Origin of the sequence: Micromonospora sp. NPDC050187 (assembly GCF_044459745.1) — a bacterium.
In the GTDB taxonomy this organism is placed as follows: domain Bacteria; phylum Actinomycetota; class Actinomycetes; order Mycobacteriales; family Micromonosporaceae; genus Micromonospora.
In genome coordinates this window covers 1-21,596 of record NZ_JBITJH010000012.1, presented here as the reverse complement: position 1 = coordinate 21,596, position 21,596 = coordinate 1, and the positions used below count along the sequence as shown (strand labels likewise).

18 protein-coding genes are annotated in these 21,596 nt (G+C 72.3%); 12 read left to right on the top strand and 6 right to left on the bottom strand.

Translation table 11 applies throughout. The features are described from left to right. Positions 1–143: 143 nt before the first annotated feature. Both ACIBJE_RS19380 and ACIBJE_RS19375 read right to left on the bottom strand, forming a co-directional pair. On the bottom strand, positions 144–1,070 hold the full coding sequence (locus ACIBJE_RS19380) for an ion transporter (RefSeq protein WP_396750150.1): 927 nt from the start codon (positions 1,068–1,070) through the stop codon (positions 144–146). Between the two features lie 22 nt (positions 1,071–1,092). Next, positions 1,093–1,536, bottom strand: a complete 444-nt coding sequence (locus tag ACIBJE_RS19375) for an SRPBCC family protein (RefSeq protein ID WP_396750148.1) — start codon at positions 1,534–1,536, stop codon at positions 1,093–1,095. 239 nt (positions 1,537–1,775) lie between these two features. Between ACIBJE_RS19375 and ACIBJE_RS19370 the strand changes: the two genes are divergently transcribed. Then, positions 1,776–2,522 carry an SAM-dependent methyltransferase gene (locus ACIBJE_RS19370; protein WP_396750146.1) on the top strand — a complete coding sequence of 249 codons (747 nt, stop codon included), beginning with the start codon at positions 1,776–1,778 and terminating at the stop codon, positions 2,520–2,522. Between the two features lie 61 nt (positions 2,523–2,583). On the opposite strand, the gene ACIBJE_RS19365 is transcribed toward ACIBJE_RS19370, so the two are convergent. Then, entirely contained in the window at positions 2,584–3,690 is a 1,107-nt protein-coding gene (locus tag ACIBJE_RS19365) for a polyprenyl synthetase family protein (RefSeq protein ID WP_396750144.1), read from the bottom strand. 686 nt (positions 3,691–4,376) lie between these two features. On the opposite strand from ACIBJE_RS19365, the gene ACIBJE_RS19360 reads away from it, so the two are divergent. The 4 genes from ACIBJE_RS19360 to ACIBJE_RS19345 all read left to right on the top strand — a co-directional run bounded on the left by ACIBJE_RS19360 (position 4,377) and on the right by ACIBJE_RS19345 (position 9,319). Then, complete coding sequence (locus tag ACIBJE_RS19360; protein ID WP_396750142.1) at positions 4,377–5,201, top strand: ABC transporter ATP-binding protein; 825 nt, start codon at positions 4,377–4,379, stop codon at positions 5,199–5,201. Between the two features lie 34 nt (positions 5,202–5,235). Then, entirely contained in the window at positions 5,236–6,222 is a 987-nt protein-coding gene (locus ACIBJE_RS19355; RefSeq protein WP_396750137.1) for an ABC transporter substrate-binding protein, read from the top strand. Then, positions 6,219–8,327, top strand: a complete 2,109-nt coding sequence (locus ACIBJE_RS19350; protein ID WP_396750135.1) for an iron ABC transporter permease — start codon at positions 6,219–6,221, stop codon at positions 8,325–8,327. The genes ACIBJE_RS19355 and ACIBJE_RS19350 overlap by 4 nt, the downstream gene beginning before the upstream one ends. 62 nt (positions 8,328–8,389) lie before the next feature. Continuing rightward, positions 8,390–9,319, top strand: coding sequence for a siderophore-interacting protein (locus ACIBJE_RS19345; RefSeq protein WP_396750133.1), 930 nt, complete (start codon positions 8,390–8,392; stop codon positions 9,317–9,319). Between the two features lie 116 nt (positions 9,320–9,435). Here ACIBJE_RS19345 and ACIBJE_RS19340 read toward each other — a convergent pair whose 3' ends face one another. Together ACIBJE_RS19340 and ACIBJE_RS19335 are read right to left on the bottom strand one after the other, a co-directional pair. Then, positions 9,436–10,029 (bottom strand): GNAT family N-acetyltransferase, encoded by a 594-nt coding sequence (locus ACIBJE_RS19340; protein ID WP_396750131.1) that lies wholly within the window; start codon positions 10,027–10,029, stop codon positions 9,436–9,438. Further along, positions 10,013–12,076: a penicillin acylase family protein gene (locus tag ACIBJE_RS19335; protein ID WP_396750129.1), complete on the bottom strand. Its 2,064-nt coding sequence runs from the start codon at positions 12,074–12,076 to the stop codon at positions 10,013–10,015. The genes ACIBJE_RS19340 and ACIBJE_RS19335 overlap by 17 nt, the downstream gene beginning before the upstream one ends. Positions 12,077–12,282: 206 nt before the next feature. On the opposite strand from ACIBJE_RS19335, the gene ACIBJE_RS19330 reads away from it, so the two are divergent. The 6 genes from ACIBJE_RS19330 to ACIBJE_RS19305 all read left to right on the top strand — a co-directional run bounded on the left by ACIBJE_RS19330 (position 12,283) and on the right by ACIBJE_RS19305 (position 19,425). Continuing rightward, a complete protein-coding gene (locus tag ACIBJE_RS19330) occupies positions 12,283–13,857 on the top strand; it encodes a pyridoxal phosphate-dependent decarboxylase family protein (RefSeq protein WP_396750127.1) in 1,575 nt (524 codons plus the stop codon). Between the two features lie 30 nt (positions 13,858–13,887). After that, positions 13,888–15,180 carry a lysine N(6)-hydroxylase/L-ornithine N(5)-oxygenase family protein gene (locus ACIBJE_RS19325; protein WP_396750125.1) on the top strand — a complete coding sequence of 431 codons (1,293 nt, stop codon included), beginning with the start codon at positions 13,888–13,890 and terminating at the stop codon, positions 15,178–15,180. Continuing rightward, complete coding sequence (locus ACIBJE_RS19320; RefSeq protein ID WP_396750123.1) at positions 15,177–15,779, top strand: GNAT family N-acetyltransferase; 603 nt, start codon at positions 15,177–15,179, stop codon at positions 15,777–15,779. The genes ACIBJE_RS19325 and ACIBJE_RS19320 overlap by 4 nt, the downstream gene beginning before the upstream one ends. Positions 15,780–15,853: 74 nt before the next feature. After that, positions 15,854–17,659, top strand: a complete 1,806-nt coding sequence (locus ACIBJE_RS19315) for an IucA/IucC family protein (protein WP_396750417.1) — start codon at positions 15,854–15,856, stop codon at positions 17,657–17,659. Between the two features lie 105 nt (positions 17,660–17,764). Further along, positions 17,765–18,166: a YciI family protein gene (locus ACIBJE_RS19310; protein ID WP_396750121.1), complete on the top strand. Its 402-nt coding sequence runs from the start codon at positions 17,765–17,767 to the stop codon at positions 18,164–18,166. Continuing rightward, positions 18,163–19,425: an RNA polymerase sigma factor gene (locus tag ACIBJE_RS19305; protein ID WP_396750415.1), complete on the top strand. Its 1,263-nt coding sequence runs from the start codon at positions 18,163–18,165 to the stop codon at positions 19,423–19,425. Before ACIBJE_RS19310 ends, ACIBJE_RS19305 begins: the two co-directional genes overlap by 4 nt. Here the strand turns inward: ACIBJE_RS19305 and ACIBJE_RS19300 are convergent. Then, entirely contained in the window at positions 19,422–19,871 is a 450-nt protein-coding gene (locus tag ACIBJE_RS19300) for a DUF4383 domain-containing protein (protein ID WP_396750119.1), read from the bottom strand. The two genes, ACIBJE_RS19305 and ACIBJE_RS19300, sit on opposite strands and share 4 nt — an antisense overlap. 274 nt (positions 19,872–20,145) lie before the next feature. Here ACIBJE_RS19300 and ACIBJE_RS19295 point away from each other — a divergent pair, with 274 nt between their 5' ends. Further along, positions 20,146–21,282, top strand: coding sequence for a polysaccharide lyase family 7 protein (locus ACIBJE_RS19295; RefSeq protein WP_396750117.1), 1,137 nt, complete (start codon positions 20,146–20,148; stop codon positions 21,280–21,282). Positions 21,283–21,596 lie beyond the last annotated feature (314 nt).

The window sequence follows — 21,596 nt, the reverse complement described above, 5'->3', positions numbered from 1 at the left end:
ACAACCTCCCCAAGATCCACCCGGCTTTTCCACAACACTATCCAGGAAGACGGGAAATCCACACGGGCCGTGGGGCAAGTCATCGATCAACTACTCGGGGCGACCCCGCCCTGACCAGCGGTCCCGCCGGGCGCGGCGGCCCGTCAGTGCCCTTCCGGGCGGTCCGGGTACCGGTGCGGTGTCCGTGTGTGCGGGTCGTCACGGTCGATGCGCAGTTCCCGTTCGAGTTCGACGATGACCGCGCGGAGATCGTCCAGCCGCTGGGTGAGCGCGATCCGGTCCACCTCGTCCGGCACGCCGTCGCCGTCGGCGTCGTAGTCCGGGGCGAGCCGCTCGGTCATCTCCAACCGGCGGGCCTCCTCCATCGAGTTGACGATGACCGCGATCAGGATGTTGAGCAGCAGGTTCACCGTGATCAGCACGTAGCTGACGTAGTAGAGCAGCGTCCACGGGGAGAGGGCCATGCCCTGCTCGATCAGATCCGGCAGTGTCTCCAGCGAGAGCAGCACGAACAGGGTCAGCAGCGAGCGGCCGATGTCCCCGTACTGCTCGGGGTAGGCGTCGGCGAAGATCAGCCAACCGGCCATGCCGTAGACGTAGAGGGTCACCGCGGCCAGCGCGAGGAAGCCGCCGACCCCGGGCAGGCTGCGCCACAGCGCGGCGACGATCGTGCGTAGTCCCGGGGAGAAGCGCACCAGCCGGACCATCCGGGCGACCCGCACCACCCTGAGCAGCGCGGAGTCGCCGTGCAGGCCGGGCAGGAAGATCGCCGAGATCACCACGAAGTCGAAGACGTTCCAGCCGTGTCGGAAGAAGTCCTGCGGACGGCGGCCGTACGCGAGCAGCCGGATGACGATCTCGGCGACGAAGGCGGCCCGGAAGGACCACTCCAGGCCGTGCAGGATCGGCCCGGCCACCCCCAGGTGCGGGTACGTCTCGACGCCGAGCACCACCCCGTTGGCGATGATCACGACGACGATGGCGATCTCGAATGGACGGGACCGGGCGATCCGACCGCACCGGTCGGCCAGGCGGGACCGGCCGGCGGTCCGGGTGGGCGCGTCGCTCACCGGGCCGTAGCCACCGTGGTGCTCATCGGGCGGTGTCCCGCTCGACCTCCCGACGCAACCCGTCAGCTTCCATGCCCAGGTAGCGGCGGATCACCCGACCGCCGAGGAGAGCGGTGAGCCGGGCGAGCGGTCCGTCCAGCCGCAGCGTGAGGGTGGCCTCGGACCGCCCCGGTCCGGCCGGACGCACCCGGTGGTCGCCGGTGGTGCGGACTCCGGGGCTGGTGGCCGTCCAGGCGAAACCGGACCCGTCGACCCGGGTGACCCTCCAGGTGTTCGCCGGCAGGCGGTGCTGCTTGAGCCGGACGGTCTCGCCCACCTCCAGCGCCCCGGACGCCGGCCGGTCGAGCCGGGCCACGGACGCGTTCCAGCGCGGCCAGCCCGCCACGTCCTGCATCACCCGGGCGACCTCCTCGGCCGGCGCGGCGATCTCCACCCTCCGGTGGTACGCGATGCCCAACGTCCTCACGGCTCCTCCCCGACCGGCCCTGACGCGGTCGACGCCACCGGCGCTCCGGCCGGTACGCCCCGTCCGTCGCCGGCGCACCTCGTCGACGCCGTCCGGGTCAATCATGAACGGTGCTCGCGGCGGCACGGGTCACCGGGGCGGACGGTAATCGGGTTGGCGCGAGCCGCACCCGTGCCTAGCCTGCGGACGATGGACCGCCGGCCCGGTGCCGGCCGTACCTGGAGCTGAGGAGCTGCCCGTTGGACCTCGACCGCAGTCACGTCATCCGCGAGGGCGACCTGCGCATCCTCAACCCGTTCGACGCCGGAAAACTGGCCACGCTCGGACGGGCGATCCACCTGCGCCCCGGGATGTCCCTCCTCGACCTGTGTTGCGGCAAGGGTGAGCTGCTCTGCACCTGGGCCCGGGAGCACGGGATCTCCGGCACCGGCGTCGACATCAGCACCGCCTTCACCGCCACCGCCCGGGACCGCGCCGCCGAGCTGGGGGTGGCCGACCGGGTCCGGTTCGTGCACGGCGACGCCGCCGCGTACGTACCCGGGGAACCCGTGGATGTGGCCGCCTGCGTCGGTGCCACCTGGATCGGCGGGGGTGTCCCCGGCACGCTGGAGATCCTGGAACGCGGCCTGCGCCCCGGCGGGATGCTGCTGGTCGGCGAGCCCTACTGGCGGCGGACGCCCCCGGACCAGGTGACCGTGGAGGCCTGTCACGCCACCGCCCGGGACGACTTCCACGACCTGCCGGGCCTCGTCGAGCTGTTCCAGCGGTGCGGCTTCGACCTGGTCGAGATGGTCCTCGCCGACCAGGACAGCTGGGACCGGTACGCGGCGGCGCACTGGCTCAACCTGCGCCGGTGGCTCGACGACAACCCGGACGACGACCTCGCCCCGCAGCTGCGCGCCGAACTGACCGAGGATCCGGTCCGCCACGTGCGGTACGTCCGGGATCACCTCGGCTGGGGGGTCTTCGCGCTGCTCCGCCGCTGACCGAGCGGCCGGGGGCTCAGCTCGCGGGCCTCGATCTCGTGGCGCGGTCCCCTGTGGTCCGTCAGCGACTCCGGACCGAGAGCCTGCGTGCCAGCCCGGTCAGTTCGGTCCGCGCGTCGTCCTCGATCGACGCGTCGTGGAGCGCGGTCACGGCCTCCTCGGTCCGGGCGGCGATCATCTCCTCCACCCGGCGCAGGCCGCCGGTGTCGACGATGATCTCCCGGAGGACGTCCGCGCCGGCCCGGTCGAGGTGCGGATCGCCGTGCCACCGGTCGATCTCGGCGGTCTGTGCGGCCGTGGCGGCCTGCCGGGTGAGCGCCATCAGCACGGTCGCCTTGCCGTCGCGCAGGTCGGTCAGGGTGGACTTGCCGGTGCAGGTGTCGTCGCCGAAGACGCCGAGCACGTCGTCGCGGAGCTGGAACGCCTCGCCGAGCGGAATGCCGACCCGGGAGAAGGTGGCCAGCTCGGCGCGGTCGGCGCCGGCCCACGCGGCCCCGATCTGGAGCGGACGCTCGACCGTGTAGCGGGCGCACTTGTAGCGCAGGATCCGCAGGCAGTCGGCCAGCCCGGCACCGGCGGCCTCACCCCGGACGTCGAGGTACTGCCCCATCACCGCCTCGACGCGCATCCGCTGGAACAGCGTCCGCACCCGGGCCACCCGGTCGGCGCTGCCGCTGCTGCAGAACAGCTGCTCGGACCAGACCAGGCAGAGGTCTCCCCAGAGGATCGCCATGTTCCGGCCGAACCGCTCGGCGTCCCCCCGCCAGCCGCGTCGCCGGTGCCGGTCGGCGAGCTCGACGTGCAGGGTCGGGCGGCCACGTCGGGTGTCGCTGTCGTCCATGACGTCGTCGTGGATCAACGCGAAGGCGTGGAACAGCTCCAGGGCGGCGGCGACGCGGACCACCCCGGGTCCGTCCCCGCCGCAGGCCCGCCAACCCAGGTGACAGAAGGTCGGCCGAGTCCGCTTGCCGGCCGCGCCCAGGACGAAGGAGCGGAGCAGTTCGATCCCGTGCCGCCAGTCCTCGTCGCCGGCGGTGTCGAGGTGTCCACCGAGGAAGTCGGCGAGCACCGCGTCGACCTCACGCCGGAGCGATCCGGCCTCCGGTTCGGCGATCACCGCCGTCGGGCCCACCACGACCGCCGGGGTCGCGCCGCCTAGGTTGACCATGAGTGTTCTCCCCTCAGCCGTCGGACGGCCGGCCATGACCGCACGGGCACGGCGGGTCGGGTCGGGTCGGGTCGGGTCACCGAATTCCGCCACCGGCAGAACCGGGCGGCCGGTGAGCCGGACCACGGGATCGACGATTTCCGCTCGTCCCGCCGTCGCGAAATCCGACCGTCCACATGTGCTGGCCCTGTTCCCTTCTCGGAGGCGGTGGTTCACGTACTGCGCGACCGGTTCGGACAATGGCACGCGACAATTCGGCAGTGCTCGATGGATTGTATAGGAACGGGATCCCGACGGCGGCCCTCCACGGGCATTTTCCCCAACCCCGCCGCACCCCTCGGCGAGATCGCAGCTGCCCTCTGTTTCCGCAGCTCATGCACCATTCGACCGGGACAGCGGAGGTTCGGCGACCCAGTGACACAACAGGCGTGGGCGCACTTACCGCGTCGAGCCGGCCTGCGGTTCGCCAGCCGTACGCTGCCGGGATGTCGCCGTTACCGGGCGACCCGACCGATCGTCCGCCCGCCCATTGACCCAGCCGACCCGGCGCACTTTCCCGCCGCCCGGTCGCGCACCGGGGAGAAATGGTGCCCCGGCGGGCCGGTCGTGGCCCCGGTTCACCACCGGCGACAGGACCATCACCGAACCTTGACAGATCTAACTAAGGTTAGGTTAACCTAACCGCCATGAGTGGTCGGGACAGTCGCGTCGAGGGTCTGCGCGGCGTGGATCTGCGTCTGGGCTACCACGGTGCGACCGTGGTCCACGACGCCGCCATCACGTTGCGCCCCGGCGCGGTGACGGCCCTGGTGGGGCCGAACGGCAGCGGCAAGTCGACGCTGCTGCGCGGACTGGCCCGGCTGCACCCGCTGGAGCACGGTGAGGTACACCTCGCCGACGGCACCTCGGCCCGGACGCTCACCGCCCGGGAGTTCGCCCGCCGGATCACCCTGCTGGCCCAGAGCCGTCCCACCCCCAGCGGCGTCACCGTCCGGGACGTGGTCGGCTACGGCCGGCACCCCTACCGCGGACGCTGGCGGGCCGGCGACCCCGACGGCCCGGCCATGGTCGAGCGGGCCATGGCGACCACCGGCGTCACCGCGATGGCGGACCGGCCGGTCGACGAGCTCTCCGGCGGCGAGTTGCAGCGGGTCTGGCTGGCCACCTGCCTGGCCCAGGACACCGGCGTACTGCTGCTCGACGAGCCGACCACCTTCCTCGACCTGCGCTACCAGGTCGAGATCCTCGACCTGATGCGGGACCTCGCCGACGACGACCGCGTCGCCGTCGGCGTCGTCCTGCACGACCTGAACCAGGCCGCCGCCGTCGCCGACGAGGTGGTGCTCCTGCACGCCGGGCGGGTCCGGGCCACCGGCGCTCCCGCCGACGTCCTCACCGAGGAGGCCCTGACCGAGACGTACGGCATCCGCATCGAGGTGACCGTCGATCCGCTCAACGGCCTCCTCACCACCCGACCCGTCGGCCGGCACTCGACCCGGTCCCTCGCCTGACCCGACAACCGAATCACGAGCAGAGAAGACCGTCATGATGCGTACCCGTGCGACCCTCCTGGTCGCCGCCGTCGCCGCGCTGGCGCTGAGCGCCTGCGGCACCACCGAAGAGCCGGCCGCGAGCCCCTCCGCCTCCGACGCCGCGCCCAGCGGCCCGGTCACCGTCACCGACAGCCGGGGCAAGGCCGTCACCCTCAAGGCACCGGCCACCAAGGTCGTCGCGCTGGAGTGGGCCGAGGCCGAGACGCTGGTCGCCCTCGGTGTCATGCCCGTCGGCGCGGCCGACACCAAGGGTTACGCCACCTGGTCCCGTGCCGCCAAGCTCGACGCGAGCGTGAAGGACGTCGGCACCCGGGCCGAGCCGAGCGTCGACGCGATCGTCGCGTTGCAGCCGGAGCTGGTGGTGATGGAGGCCGAGCGGGGCGCCACCCTGGTCGACCAGTTGGAGAAGTACGTTCCGGTGCTGGTCACCAAGGGCAGTGACGCCAAGGACAACCTCGGCCGGATGCGGTCGGACGTCACCATGATCGCCCAGGCGACCGGGAAGAGCGCCGAGGGGGAGAAGCTGCTCGCCGACTTCGACGCCGCGATCGCCGACGGCAAGAAGAAGATCGCCGACGCCGGGGCCGCCGGGAAGCAGTTCACCGTGGCCGACGGCTGGAAGGACGGCAGCAACGTCACCATCCGGATGTTCGGTCAGGGCGCTTTCGTCTCCCAGATCGGCATCCAGCTCGGGCTGAAGAACGCCTGGACCGGCAAGGTCGACGAGATGTGGGGCCTGGGCCAGACCGACGTCGAGGGGCTGACCGTCCTCAAGGGGCAGGACCTCACCTTCCTCTACAACGCCTCGGACGGCGACGACGTCTTCCAGCAGGGCCTCTCCGGCAACGCGATCTGGAAGTCGCTGCCCTTCGTGCAGCAGAACAAGCTGCACCGGTTGTCCGACGGCATGTGGACCTTCGGCGGGCCGCTCTCCGGCAAGCAGTACATCGACGAGTTCGTGAAGGTCTACACGGCTTGAGCCAGCTCAGCGCACCTGCCCGGTCGGGGGCGGCCACCCGGCCGGCCCCGACCGGACCGTTCGCCCCCACCCGGGTCGTCACCACCTTCGTCATCGCCACCGCCCTGCTCCTGATCGTCACGGCGGTGCACCTCACCCAGGGCACCTCGGCCGTCGGCGCGCTCGACCTGCTGGGCCTGATCACCGGATCGGACGACGAGGCGGCCCGGGTGCTGGTCGCCTCCCGGATCCCCCGCATGCTCGCCGGGCTGGCCGTCGGTGTCGCGCTCGGCTTCGCCGGAGCGGCCCTCCAGTCGCTGGCCCGCAACCCGCTGGCCTCCCCGGACACCCTCGCGGTCAACGCGGGGGCGCACCTGGCCATCGTCGCCGTGGCGGCGTTCGGCATCTCCCTGCCCGCCCTTCCGGCGGGCGGTCTGGCCTTCTGCGGCGGCCTCGCGGCGGCCGGGCTGGTGATGACGCTGGCCACCGGCGGTCAGGCCGGCACGACCCGGCTGATCCTCGCCGGCTCCGCCACCGCACTCGCCCTGAGCTCGTTCACCATGCTGCTGATGCTCCTGTTCGAACAGGCCACCATCGGCCTGTTCGCCTGGGGCAACGGTTCGCTGGTGCAGGCCGACCTGACCGCGTTCACGCAGCTCGCCCCGGTGATCGCGATCGCCGCCGCGCTGCTGGTGGCGCTCGGGCACCGGATGGACGTGCTGGCCCTCGGCGACGACACCGCCACCGTGCTCGGGCTGGACGTCCGGCGTACCCGCCTCCTGGTGATCGTGCTCGCCGTCCTGCTCTCCGCCGCCGCGGTGACCCTCGCCGGGCCGATCGGCTTCGTCGGGCTCTGCGCGCCGGTGATCGTCCGGCTGCTCGGCCGGATGGTGCCCGGGGTGCACCGGCACCGGGTCCTGCTGCCGCTCTCCGGCATCGTCGGCGTGCTCATCGTGCTCGGGTCCGACGTGCTGCTGCGGGCCGTGCTCGGCGCCCAGGCCGGCGTGGAGGTGCCGACCGGCGTCGTCACCACTCTCTTCGGCGCGGTGCTGATGGTCTGGTTGGCCCGCCGCTACCGGGACGCCGGCCCCACCCGTCGCCCCCCGGGCGGCCACGCCGCCGTCCGCTCCCGTGCCTTCCACCTGACCGTGGTCACCGTCGCCGCTGCGGTGACCGCCGGGGCGGTGGTGCTCGGCATGCTCGCCGGGGACACCTGGGTCCTCCTCGGTGACGTCGTCAACTGGGTGCAGGGCCGCACCGGACCGGCGTACACCTTCGTGCTGGACCAGCGCTGGCCCCGGGTCGCGGCGGCGCTGCTGGCCGGCGCGGCGCTCGCGGTCGCCGGCACCACCGTGCAGGCCGTCTGCCGCAACCCGCTCGCCGAGCCGGGCATCCTCGGCATCACCGGCGGGGCCGGCATCGGCGCGGTGGCCCTGCTGACCTTCGTCCCGCTGGCCGGGGTCGCCGCCATCTCCGGTGCGGCCGGAGTCGGCGCGTTCGTGGCGTTCGCCCTGGTCTACGGCCTGTCCCGGTACGGCGGCCTGAGCTCCGACCGGCTGGTGCTGATCGGTTTCGGGGTGTGGCAGGGCGGCACCGCCATCATCACCTTCATCATCGTCAGCTCCGACCCGTGGAACACCGGCAAGGCGTTGACCTGGCTCTCCGGTTCCACCTACGGCCGGACGGCCCCGCAGGTGCTCCCGGTCGTGATCGCGCTTCTGCTCAGCATCCCGGCCGTCGTCGCGGCCCGGCGGGAACTCGACCTGCTGTCGCTGGACGACGACACCCCCCGGGTACTCGGCGTCCGGCTGGAGCGCACCCGGCTGCTCGCCCTGGGCGCGGCGGCGCTGCTCACCTCGACCGCCGTCAGCGCGGTCGGCGTGATCGGCTTCGTCGGGCTGGTCGCCCCGCACGCCGCCCGGGCCCTGGTCGGTGGCCGGCACTCGCGGGTGCTGCCGGTCGCCGTGCTGCTCGGCGCGGCCCTGGTCAGCCTCGCCGACACCCTCGGCCGCACGGTCATCGCCCCCGCCCAGGTCCCCGCCGGCCTGGTCACCGCCATGATCGGCACCCCCTACTTCGTCTGGTTGCTGTGGCGCTCGCGCGGCGCGGCGACCGGGCCTCGATGAGTTCCCAGTCGGTGGTCCGGCACACCTGCCGGACTACCCCGCACCGATAAAGGAAGGCCGCCATGCCGAGCATCCTCTCCGTCGCGCCCTGGCGCGTCTTCGCCGTCGAGGTCCGTGCGCTGCGCCGGCTCAGCCCGTCGTTCCTGCGGGTCACCTTCGCCGGCCCGGACCTGGACCGGTTCGCCGACAACGGGTACGACCAGCGGATCAAGGTGGCGCTGCCCCGCACCGGCGAACGGGTGGCCGAACTGCCGCACGGCGCCGACTGGTACCAGCAGTGGCGGACGCTGCCGGAGGAGACGCGCTGCCACATCCGTACGTACACGGTCCGGGCGGTCCGACAGGACGTCCAGGAGGTGGACGTCGACCTGGTGCTGCACGGCGACGGCGGGCCGGCCACCCGGTGGGCGCGACGGGCCCGGCTCGGCGACCGGCTCGGCCTGGTGGGCCCGGACGCCGGGTACGACGGGGTGCACGGCGGGGTCGAGTTCCGGCCCCCGGCGGTCGGGACGCTGCTGCTCGCCGGGGACGAGACGGCCGCCCCGGCGATCTGCGCCATCCTGGAGCGGCTGCCGGCCGACGCCCGGGGCCACGCCCTGATCGAGGTGCCCGACACCGGCGACGTCCTGCCGGTGACCGCTCCGTCCGGGATGACGGTGACCTGGCTGCCCCGAATCGGCGCGGCTCACGGCAGCCGGCTCGCCCCGACCGTGGCGGCGCTCGCCGGGGAACTGCTGCCGGCCAGCCGGCCCGCTCTCGCGCTGGCCGGCGGGTTCCCCGCGCCGGTCGGGTCGCTGGCCGAGGTGGACGTCGACCGGGACATCCTCTGGGAGGTGCCGGACGTGCCCCCTGCCGCCCCGCTCTACGCCTGGCTGGCCGGTGAGGCGGCGGTGATCCGGGGACTGCGCCGACACCTGGTCACCGAACGGGGGCTCGACCGCAGCGCGGTGGCCTTCATGGGCTACTGGCGCCTCGGCCGCACCGCCGACTGACTACCGCCCCGCCCCGCCCGCCGGCCGCCGGCCGGCCGCTTGATCGACTCGACTTGCGGCATGTTGGCCCCATCCGGGCCGCCACGGATGCCCCGACATGCCGCAAGACGAGTCGATCAAGCAGGGGCGGGGGCGGGGGCCGCGCCGGGGCGGTCGGACCCGGGGCGGTCCAGGAAGAGGAGCCGGGCGCGTTTGTGCGGTAGGTCGACCTCCGGGCCGGGGACGAAGCCCGCGCGGACCAGCCGGGCGATGGCCCGCTCGTTGCGGGCGTCCGGCTCGGCGACGATCCGCCGTCGGGACCCGTCGGTCAGGACGAAGTCGAGGAACGCGCCGAGCACCGTACCCGTGAAGCCCGGCTCGGTGCCGCCGTCAGGTGGGCCGACCATCAGGTGGATGCCGAAGTCGCCCGGCCGCACGTCGTAGCACTCGCCCACCGGGTCGGCCGCCGGCTCGTACGTCTGGAAAAGCCCCACCGGGCGGCCGTCCCGGTGGATCAGGTACGCGTGGTGGGTGTCCAGCGAGTCCAGGTAGGCGTAGATTTCCCGGACCCGCTCCCGGCTGGCGTCCCGCATGCCCCAGAAGCGGGACCGTTCCCGGGTGACCCAGTCGTGGATCAGGTCGGCGTCGGCGACCGGGTCGACGAGCCGGATCGACACCTCCCCGAAGCCGTCGACGCGCCGCCGCCAGACCGGGTCAGTGGGTCTCGTCATCACGCTCCTCAATGAGCCGGTGCCAGTCGGTGACGACGGGGGCGAGATCGCCGCGCAGCCAGTACGGCAACTGGTCGCGCCGGTGCGGGTCGCCGGGCACCCCGGACGCCCCGAACGGCACGATCCACCGGCTGTCGTCGCGTCGGCCGAGGTCCCAGACGTAGCGGGCAGCCGACGCCCGGAAGCAGAGGTGGGTGGCACCGGGAACGCTGGAGGTGGCGAGCACACAGTCGTGGTCGCCGGACAGGCCCGGCCACCGCTCCTCCGGGTCGGGCAGGGCCGCCCAGGGGGCGAGCCGGTGCACCTCGCCCCACGGGGTCGGGGCGGCGTCGGCCGCCTCGTCGAGCGCGGCACGGGCAGCGGCGGCCCGGTCCGCCACGGGGAGAAGATCCGTGGGAGGGAGATCCGTGGTGAGCAGGCTCTCCAGCGCGAACCCGACCTTCGGCACCAGGGCGAGCCAGGGGTGGAACAGTGCCGGGTACCGGGTCGGGTCGGCCAGGGGGGTCAGCGTCGGGTGCGCGGCGAGACGGCGCACCACCCCGGCCCGGACGGCGGCGAACGCGGCGGCGTCGACACTGTCGGCGCGCATCTCGCGGTCCCAGCGCAGCAGCCGGTCCCGCAGCGCGGCGGCGGCCGGGGTGAGCCCGTCCAGGCCGGCGAGGAGGGCGAGCAGCGGTTCGGCGGACGCCAGCCGGGTGTCGGTGTGGACGGTCGCCTGGTCGTCGGCGGTCCAGTCCTCGCGGGCGGTGAGGAGTTCCCGGATCCGGTTCGCCCGGTGCGGCGGGGCGAACTCGACGCCGAGCGGCGTGGCCACGCCCCGTTCGTTGGCCATCACGGCGAGGTCGCGCACCTCGGCGCGGGGCAGGTCGTGCCAGCCGCGCCACTCGTGGCCGGGCTCCCAGGCCGGGACGACCCGCAGCCCGTTGGCCCGGTCCCGGACCGGCACCGCCCCGGCGGCCCGGTGCAGCAGGCCGCCCTCGGTGTCGGCGGCGAGCACCACGTTGACCGGCTCCACCCAGTGGTCAACGGCGGCGTCCACGTCGGTGACCCGGGTGGCGGCGAGCAGGGCGGGCAGCGCGGCGAAGCCGAGGTCGCCGGAGACCCGGGGCGGGTAACGGAGGCTGATCGCCTGCTCGTCGTCGGGGCCGCCGATGATCACCGGTCCGCGCCCGGTCTCGATGACCTCGACCTCGACCGGGTCACCGTCGGCCACCTCGACCGTCTCGACGTGCCGCTCGGCGGGGTGCCAGCCGTCCGGGCCGAGCGCCTCGACGATGTCGCCCCGGCGGCGCAGCCGCTCGGCGTAGAGGTCCTGGTAGTCGGCCATCGCGTTGGTGATCGCCCAGGCCACCGTGCCGGTGTGCCCGAAGTGGGCGATGCCGGGCACACCCGGCACGGCCAGCCCGACCACGTCGTACGCCGGGCAGGCCAGCCGGATCTGCTGGTAGATGCCGGGGTCCTCGATGAACCGGTGCGGGTCCCCGGCGACGATCGCCGCCCCACTGGCGGTCCGCGCGCCGGTGAGCAGCCAGCCGTTGCTGCCAACGGTGTCGGGGCGGTCGGTGGCGAAGAGGCGGACCGCCTCCTCGCCGAGGTGGCGGGCGACCTCGGTCCGCCAGAGCTTGGCCGGGAACCCGGCGAACAGGATGTGGTGGGCGAGCCAGACGGCCAGCGGGGTCCAGGGCTGCCAGTGGCCGGGGGTCAGCCCGGTGGCGGTGAACTGCGGTGCCCGGCGGGCCCCGGCGGCGAGGCCGGCGTTCACGCCGTCGACGTACGCGTGCAACCAGGCGGCGGTGGCCGGGTCGAGGTTGTCGTGGCACCGACGGGCGGTGTCGGCAAGCCGGGCCTGCCGGGCGAACCGGTCCCAGTCGAGCGCCTCCGCCCCGAGGAAGGACGCGCTGGTCCCCTGTGACCGGTGGCGTTCCACCTCGATCTGCCAGGCGCGATCGATCGCCGCGTTGCGCCCCTGGGCGTAGGCCAGAGCCTGCGGATCGTCGGCCCGCAGGTGGGGAATTCCCCACGGATCACGGAAGACCTGATGTTCCACCCGACCCCTTCCATCGATAAGGTTTGCCTAACCTACGTAACGGAGGGGCTCACGCACAATCCCGCTCAGTGACGGTACGCGATTCGATCACAACTCCTTGACAAGAAGTTAGGTTAGGGTAACCTAACCACGGCTCGCGCCGGTCTGTCCGTTTCCCACCGCCGGCCGATTCTGACCGTCTCCACGCGACCGTTGAGGAAACCGCCATGAACCTCCAGGGGCACGAAGCCGCGCCGGGACCGGCGCGACGCCGGCCTACGGCCGCCCGCGCGTACCTGCTCAACCAGGACACGGTCGACGACTACCGGCGGACGGTGAGCGCCGGGATCGACCGGGTGGCGGGCCGCGTCGCCGGAGCCGACCGTCCGTTCACCGGCATCACCCCGGACCGGCTCGCCCCCGAGATCGACCGGATCGACCTGGACCGGCCGCTGCACGACCCGGCCGCCGCCCTCGACGAACTGGACTCGGTCTACCTCCGCGACGCGGTCTACTTCCACCACCCCCGTTACCTGGCGCACCTGAACTGCCCGGTGGTGATCCCGGCGCTGCTCGGCGAGGCGGTGCTCAGCGCGGTCAACTCCTCGATGGACACCTGGGACCAGAGCGCCGGTGGGACGCTGATCGAGCGCCGCCTGATCGACTGGACGACCGACCGGATCGGCCTCGGCCCGACCGCCGACGGGGTCTTCACCAGCGGCGGCACCCAGTCCAACATCCAGGCCATGCTGATGGCCCGGGAGGAGGCCTGCGCGTCCCAGCCGGTGCCCCGGGCCGAGCTGCTGCCCCGGCTGCGCGTGCTCACCTCCGCGGCCGGACACTTCAGCGTGCAGAAGTCGGCCAAGCTGCTCGGCCTGGCCCGCGACGCGGTGGTCACCGTCGAGACCGGACCGGACCGGCGGATGCGCCCCGAGGCGCTGGCCCGCGAGATCGACCGCTGCCACCGCGCCGGGCTGGTCGTGATGGCCGTGGTCGCCACCGCCGGCACCACCGACTTCGGCACCATCGACCCGCTGCCGGCCATCGCCGAGCAGTGCCGGGCCGCCGGGGTGTGGCTGCACGTGGACGCCGCGTACGGCTGCGGGCTGCTGGTGTCGACCACCCGGCGGCACCTGCTGAACGGCATCGAGCAAGCCGACTCGGTCACCGTGGACTACCACAAGTCCTTCTTCCAGCCGGTCAGCTCCAGCGCGGTGCTGGTGCGGGACCGTCGGGTGCTGCGGCACGCCACCTACCACGCCGACTACCTCAACCCGGCCCGCATGGTCGAGCAGCGCATCCCCAACCAGGTCGACAAGAGCCTCCAGACCACCCGCCGCTTCGACGCGCTGAAGCTCTGGCTGACCCTGCGCATCATGGGGGCGGACGCCCTCGGCGCGCTCTTCGACGAGGTGGTGGACCGGGCTGCGGACACCTACACGTTGCTCAGCACCGACCCTCGGTTCGAGGTGGTCACCCGGTCGCAGCTCAGCACGGTGGTGTTCCGGTACCTGCCGGCCGACCGTCACCTCGCCGACGACGCCAACCTGCACGCCCGGGAGGCACTGGCCGCCTCCGGCGCCGCCGTCGTCGCCGGGACCAAGGTGGACGGCCGACACTTCCTGAAGTTCACCCTGCTCAACCCGGAGACCACGATCGACGACATCGCGCACGTCCTCGACCTGGTCGCCGCGCACGCGAGCCGGTACGTCCGGGCGCGGACGGCCGCCGAGGTGTCGGTGCCGGCCCCCGCGGAGGTGCCGTCCGTCGACGTCGCCGCCGAACCCTGCCACGTCGGCTGACCGTCCTCGCCCCTCGTTCCCTGGAGAACCATGTCGACCCACGACTTCATCGCGATCGGGCTGGGCCCGTACAACCTGGGCCTGGCCTGTCTGACCGAGCCGATCGCCGACCTGGACGGCGTCTTCCTGGAGGCCCGCCCGGACTTCGACTGGCACCCCGGGATGCTGCTGGAGTCCACCCGGCTCCAGACGCCGTTCATCGCCGACCTGGTCACCCTGGCCGACCCGACCTCCCCGTACTCCTTCCTGAACTACCTCAAGGAGTCCGGCCGGCTCTACCCGTTCTACATCCGGGAGAGCTTCTTCCCGCTCCGCCGGGAGTACAACGACTACTGCCGCTGGGCGGCCGGCAAGCTGGGCTCGCTCCGGTTCGGCCAGCAGGTCACCTCGGTCGAGTACGCCGACGGCGGCTACACCGTCCGGGCCACGGTCGCCGCGAGCGGCGAGACCGTCGAGTACCGCGCCCGGCACCTGGTACTGGGCACCGGCACCCCGCCGTACGTGCCGCCGGCCTGTGCGGGGCTGAGCGGGGACATGATCCACAACGCGCACTACCTGGAGCACCGGGACGCCCTGCGGGCCAAGCGGAGCATCACCGTGGTCGGCAGCGGGCAGAGCGCGGCGGAGATCTACCACGACCTGCTCGGTGACCTCGACAGCCACGACTACCAGCTCAACTGGGTGACCCGGTCGCCGCGTTTCTTCCCGCTGGAATACACCAAGCTGACCCTGGAGATGACCTCCCCGGACTACGTGGACTACTTCCACGCCCTGCCCGAGCCGACCCGCTACCGGCTGGAGTCCGACCAGAAGAACCTGTTCAAGGGGATCAACTCCGACCTGATCAACGACATCTTCGACCTGCTCTACGCCCGCAGCCTCGACGGCCCGGTCCGCACCCGGCTGCTCACCAACACCGAGCTGACCAGCGCCGCGTACGACGCGTCGGCCGGCAGCTACCGGCTCGGGCTGCGCCACGTCGAGCAGGAGCGGGACTTCACCCTCGACACCGAGGGGCTGGTGCTGGCCACCGGCTACCACTACCGGGTGCCGGACTTCCTGGAGCCGGTGCGGGACCGGATCCGCTGGGACTCCCACGGCCGCTTCGACGTGGCCCGCAACTACACCGTCGACCACGCCGGACGGGAGATCTTCCTGCAGAACGCGGGCACCCACACACACAGCATCACCTCGCCCGACCTGGGCATGGGGCCGTACCGCAACTCGTGGATCATCCGGGAGCTGACCGGACGGGAGTACTACCCGATCGAGAAGCGCATCGCCTTCCAGGAGTTCGGCGTACCGGCGGGTGCCGGGTCGTGACCACCGTCGTGTACCGCCGGGTCGACGACCGGCTCGGCGCGTTCGCCCTGCGTACCCTCGACCCGGACGCGGACGCCGCGCTGCTGCACGGCTGGGTGACCCACCCGAAGGCCGCGTACTGGCTGATGCTCGACGCGGACGTGGCCCGGGTCGCCGCCGAGTACCGCCGCATCCACGAGCACCCGCACCACGACGCCTTCGTCGGGCTGTGGCGGGACCGGCCGGCGTTCCTCGCCGAGCGGTACGACCCGGCGCACGTCGAACTCGTCGGCCTGTACGACGCGGCCGAGGGGGACGCCGGCATGCACTTCCTCTGCGCTCCCGCCGAGACACCCGTGCACGGCTTCACCCTCGCCGTGATCACCACCGTGATGGCCTGGCTCTTCGCCGACCCGGCGACCCACCGCGTGGTCGTCGAGCCGGACGTACGCAACACGGCGGTGCACGCCCTCAACGCGGCGGTCGGCTTCGAGGTGGTCGGCCCGGTCGCCAAGCCCGAGAAGGAGGCGCTGCTCAGCGTCTGCACCCGGGCCATGTTCGAGAAAGCCACCGGCCTGGACACCACGGTCCGGCCGTCCCCGGAGGAGTCCCGCGCGTGAACCCCGTCGAATCCGTCGCCGCCCCGACCCCGGAGCCGACCGCCACCGCCCCGACCCCGGAGCCGACCGTCGAGCTGAGCCCGGAGCTGTCCGTCGCCCACCTGACCCCGGAGCACTGGACGCGGGCGAACCGGCTGCTGGTGCGCAAGGCGCTCGCCGAGTTCACCCACGAACGCCTGCTCACCCCCGAGCCGGTCGGCGACGAGCCCGCCGGCCCGACCGTGCGCGCGTACCTGGTCCGCAGCGACGACGGCAGCGTCGAGTACCGGTTCACCGCCCAGCTGCTGTCCCTGGAGCACTGGCACATCGACCCGGAGAGCATCACCCGCCACCGCGACGGCGCGGAACTGCCGCTGGACGCCCTGGACCTGGTCACCGAACTGCGCGGCACGCTCGGCCTCTCCGACCGGGTGCTGCCGGTCTACCTGGAGGAGATCACCTCCACCCTGGCCGGCACCGCGTACAAGCTGAGCCGGCCGGCGCTGGGCGCCGCCGACCTGGCCCGCGCCGACTTCCAGGCCATCGAGACCGGCATGACCGAGGGCCACCCCTGCTTCGTCGCGAACAACGGACGGCTCGGCTTCGGCATCCACGAATACCACCGGTACGCCCCCGAGGCGGCGCACCCGGTCCGCCTGCTCTGGCTCGCCGCGCACCGCGACCACGCCACCTTCACCTGCGCCGCCGACCTCGACTACGACGCCCTGGTGACGTACGAGCTGGGTGCGGAGACCCTGGACCGGTTCGCCGCCACGCTCACCGGCCTCGGCCTCGACCCGGCCGACTACCTGTTCATCCCGGTGCACCCCTGGCAGTGGTGGAACCGGCTCGCGGTCACCTTCGCCGGTGAGGTGGCCCAGCGGCGGCTGGTCTGCCTCGGCGAGGGGCCGGACGAGCACCTGGCCCAGCAGTCCATCCGCACCTTCTTCAACGTCAGCGCGCCGGAGCGGCACTACGTCAAGACCGCACTGTCGGTGCTGAACATGGGCTTCCTGCGCGGGCTCTCCGCCGCGTACATGGAGGCCACTCCGGCGATCAACGACTGGCTCGCCGAGCTGTTCGACGCCGACGAGGTGATCAAGGAGACCGGCCTGACCCTGCTGCGCGAGCGGGCCGCCGTCGGCTACCGGCACCGGCAGTTCGAGGCGGCCACCGACCGGTACTCGCCGTACCGGAAGATGCTCGCCGCGCTGTGGCGGGAGAGCCCCGTGCCGGGCCTGGCGGAGGGTCGCCGGCTGGCCACCATGGCGTCGCTGGTGCACGTCGACGCCGACGGTCGCTCGCTGGCCGCCGCGCTGATCGAGGAGTCCGGGCTGGCCCCCGAGGTGTGGCTGCGCCGCTACCTGGACGCCTACCTGGTGCCGCTGCTGCACGCCTTCTACGCCTACGACCTGGCGTTCATGCCGCACGGCGAGAACGTCATCCTGGTGCTCGACGGCGGGACGGTCGAGCGGGCGATCTTCAAGGACATCGCCGAGGAGATCTGCGTGATGGACCCGGCGGTGGAGCTGCCCGAGCAGGTCCGCCGGGTCCAGGCGGACGTCCCGGAGGACATGCGGCTGCTGTCGATCTTCACCGACGTCTTCGACTGCTTCTTCCGGCACCTGAATGCGGTGCTGGCCACCGAGGGCGTCATCGACGAGGAGACCTTCTGGCGGACGGTGGCCGAGTGCGCCGCCGACTACCGCGACCGGGTGCCGCACCTGGCCGAGCGGTTCGCCCGGTACGACCTCTTCGCCGACGAGTTCGCCCTGTCCTGCCTCAACCGGCTCCAGTTGCGCAACAACGAGCAGATGGTCGACCTCGCCGACCCGTCCGCCGCCCTGCAACTGGTCGGCACCCTCGCCAACCCCCTCGCCCGCTTCGCCCCGGGCGACTGAGAAATCTCCGAGATTTCTCCCGCAGAGGATGTCGAGAACCCGGGTGGCAGCTTCTACCCAGGGTGCAAGCGCCGAGAATGGTGCGGTGGCCCTGAGGAGCAGACCATGAAGTACATGCTGTTGATGCAGTTCAGCGGAGCGTTCGACGAGTTCCCGCCGATCCACACCTGGCAGCCGGAGGAGATCCGGGCCCACATCGGGTTCATGGGCGACCTGAACGCGAAGCTCATCGCCACGGGTGAGCTGGTCGACGCACAGGGCCTGGGCGGACCGGAGCAGGCAAGAATCGTCCGGGCCGGCGAGGGCGGTCGACCGGTGGTCACCGAGGGCCCGTTCGCCGAGACGAAGGAGTTCCTCGCCGGCTTCTGGGTCGTGGACGTGGAGTCCGCCGAGCGGGCCGTCGAGATCGCCGCGCTCGCCTCGGCCGCCCCCGGCCCCGGCGGACGTCCGGTCAACATGCCGATCGAGGTGCACCCGGTGATGTCCGCGCCACCGCAGGACATCTGACGGGCGCCCACGCCCCCGAGGACCTGCTGCGCGAGCTGGCGCCGCAGGTCCTCGGCGTGCTCACCCGCCGGTTCGGTGACTTCGCCACCGCCGAGGACGCGGTGCAGGAAGCGCTGCTGGCGGCGACGAAACAGTGGCCGGTCGAGGGGGTGCCGGAGAACCCACGCGGCTGGCTGGTCCAGGTCGCGTACCGCAGGATGGTGGAGCAGGTCCGGAGCGAGCAGGCCCGGCGGCGGCGGGAGGACCTGGCCGCCCGCCACGAGCCGGCGGACCGGCGGTACGCACCGGCAGCCGACGAGACCCTGACGACAGACCGGGACGACCCGCTGGTCCTGCTCTTCCTCTGCTGCCACCCCGCGCTCTCGCCGGCCTCGGCGATCGCGCTGACCCTGCGGGCGGTCGGCGGCCTGAGCACCGTCGAGATCGCCCGTGCCTTCCTGGTGCCCGAGGCCACCATGGCCCAGCGGATCAGCCGGGCCAAGCAGCGCATCCGCGCCTCGGGGATCCCGTTCCGGATGCCCGAACAGTCGGAACGCGGTCGCCGGCTCGCCGCCGTGCTACACGTCCTCTACCTGATCTTCACCGAGGGGCACACCAGCAGCGGTGGCCCCGACCTGCTCCGGGTCGACCTGTCCGATGAGGCCATCCGGCTGACCCGGACCCTGCACGCCCTGCTGCCCGACGACAGCGAGGTCACCGGGCTGCTCGCCCTGATGCTGCTCACCGACGCCCGCAGCGCGGCCCGCACCGGGCCACACGGAGAGCTGATCTCGCTGGCCGACCAGGACCGCAGCCGCTGGGACCGGGCCGCGATCGCCGAGGGCGTCGCCCTGGTCACCCACGCGCTGCCCCGGGGACCGGTCGGCCCGTACCAGATCCAGGCCGCCATCGCGGCACTGCACGACGAGGCACCCACCGCCGCCGAGACCGACTGGCCGCAGATCCTCGCCCTGTACGGGGTCCTCGAACGGCACGCCGACAACCCGGTGGTGGCGCTGAACCGCACGGTGGCGTACGCCATGGTGCACGGGCCGGTCGCCGGTCTGGCCGCCCTCGCGGAACTGGCCGCCGATTCCCGCCTCGCCGGCCACCACCGCCTGCACGCGGCCCGCGCCCACCTGCACGAGATGGCCGGCGACCGGGAGGCGGCGGCCGTCCACTACCGGGCGGCGGCCGAGCGCACCAGCAGCCAGCCGGAGCAGCGGTACCTGCTGATGCGCGCCGCCCGGCTCGCCGGCCCCCGCCCCACGGAGAGCTAGCGCGGGGCCCGCTTACCCCGGGTCAGCATGACGCCGAGGGCGATCATGCCCACGCCCAGGAACAGGTGGAGCCAGTTGTCGGCCGTGTTGAGCGGTACGAAGTTCGCGCTGGAGTCGTGGTCGATCACCAGGCCGTAGAGCCAGAGCACCAGGTAGAGCGCGCCACCGCCGACCAGGTACGTCCGTGCGCCCGAGACGGTACGTGACAGGGCGAGCCCGGCGACGCCGAACGCGAGGTGCACCAGGTTGTGCAGGACCGATACCTGGAACAGGCCGAGCAGTTTCGCCTCGGAGTCGTGGCCGGCGAACGTGATCTCGCCGACGTCGTAGGTGATGCCGGGCACGAAGCCGAGCACCCCGATCAGCAGGAAGACCGCCCCGACCACTTGGGCAGCCCGGCGCACGGGGTGACTGGTCCGAGCGCGGGAACCGGTTCTGGTGGCCATGTCGCTCCCTCCACAGATTGGAAATCCGACCGCATCTCCCCCTTTCAGCCCGTCTGAAACCTGGCGGCGACGACCACCGCGACCGTTCGACGCCCGACAGGTTCCGCTGCTCAGGCGACGCGAAGAATGGGGATTTCCACGACTGGCCCTCTTTCGGGCAACGGCATGGGCCCGGAACACATTGACCGGCGACGAATTGTTCCCTAAGGTCGCTCGCGGTTGGCAAAGCGATGGAGCTTGCCCCGACCCTGTGAGGTGTCCGTTGCGACGATCGATGGCTGCCATCCTGCCGCTGGCGCTGCTCGGCTTCGGCGTGACCGCCGCGCCCGCCCAGGCCGCCACGACCCTGCCGGTCTCCGCCGTGACCGCCAGCTCGCACGACGGCAACGTGCCGGCCAACGCCCTCGACGGTGACCTGAACACCCGCTGGTCGGCCGAGGGAGACGGCTCCTGGATCCGCTTCGACGTCGGGGCGAGCACCACGATCGGCTCGATCGCCGTCGCCTGGCACCAGGGTGACACCCGGGTGCAGACGTTCGCCGTGCAGGTCTCCGGCGACGGCTCCACCTGGAACACGGTGGTCAGCCAGCGGACGAGCAGCGGCAGCACCACGCAACTGGAGACGTACGGCTTCGCCGACCGCACCGCCCGCTACATCCGGGTGGTCGGCTACGGCAACACGTACAACGACTGGAACAGCATCACCGAGGCCCGGGTGTACGGGGCGGACGGCAGCGGCGGACCCTGTTCCGTCCCCGCCGACGTGCTCAACCTGACCAACTGGAAGATCACCCTGCCGACCGGAGCGTCGGAGAGCCCGACCGAGATCAAGCAGCCGGCGCTGGACAGCTACCAGGTCAACCCGTGGTTCGTCACCGCCGACTCGTGCCGGGCGGTGCAGTTCCGCGCCCCGGTCAACGGCGTGACCACCGGCGGGTCCAGCTACCCCCGCTCCGAGCTGCGCGAGATGACCAACAACGGGTCGTCCAACGCGGCCTGGTCCTCCACCTCCGGCACGCACACCCTGACCGTGGACCTCGCCTTCACCCGCCTGCCGTCCACCAAGCCGCACCTCGTCGGCGCGCAGATCCACGACGGCGACGACGACGTGACCGTGTTCCGGCTCGAGGGGACGAACCTCTACGTCACCAACGGCGACACCACCCACCACAAGCTGGTGACCAGCAGCTACCAGCTCGGCACCCGCATCCAGGTGAAGTTCGTGGTCAGCGGCGGGCAGGTCAGGGCGTACTACAACGGCACCCTACAGACCACGCTCGACAAGAGCTTCTCCGGCGCCTACTTCAAGGCCGGCGCGTACACCCAGGCCAACTGCGGCAACTCGTCGCCGTGCAGCAGCGACAACCACGGCCAGACGCTGATCTACGGCCTCAGCGTGACGCACTCCTGACCGCCTGGCGCGACCCGGACCTCCGGCGGGCCCGGGGCACCACACCCGTGCTGGCGTTCGGCGCGATCGGGATGGCGACCGCCGCCGCCTGGATCGTCGGCTCTCCCGCCCGACGGGTACGCCACGACGCCGACCTCCGCCCCGCCGGCGCGTAGACAGCACGAGGGCCCCTTCCCGATCCCGGGAAAAGGCCCTCGTGTAGGTCACTTGGTCCAGAGTTCGGCGACCAGGTCGGCGGCCTGCTTCTCCCACTGGGCGTAGTGGTCCGGGTACGCCGACACCTGCACCGTCTGGGCGGCCTGGGTCAGCGGCAT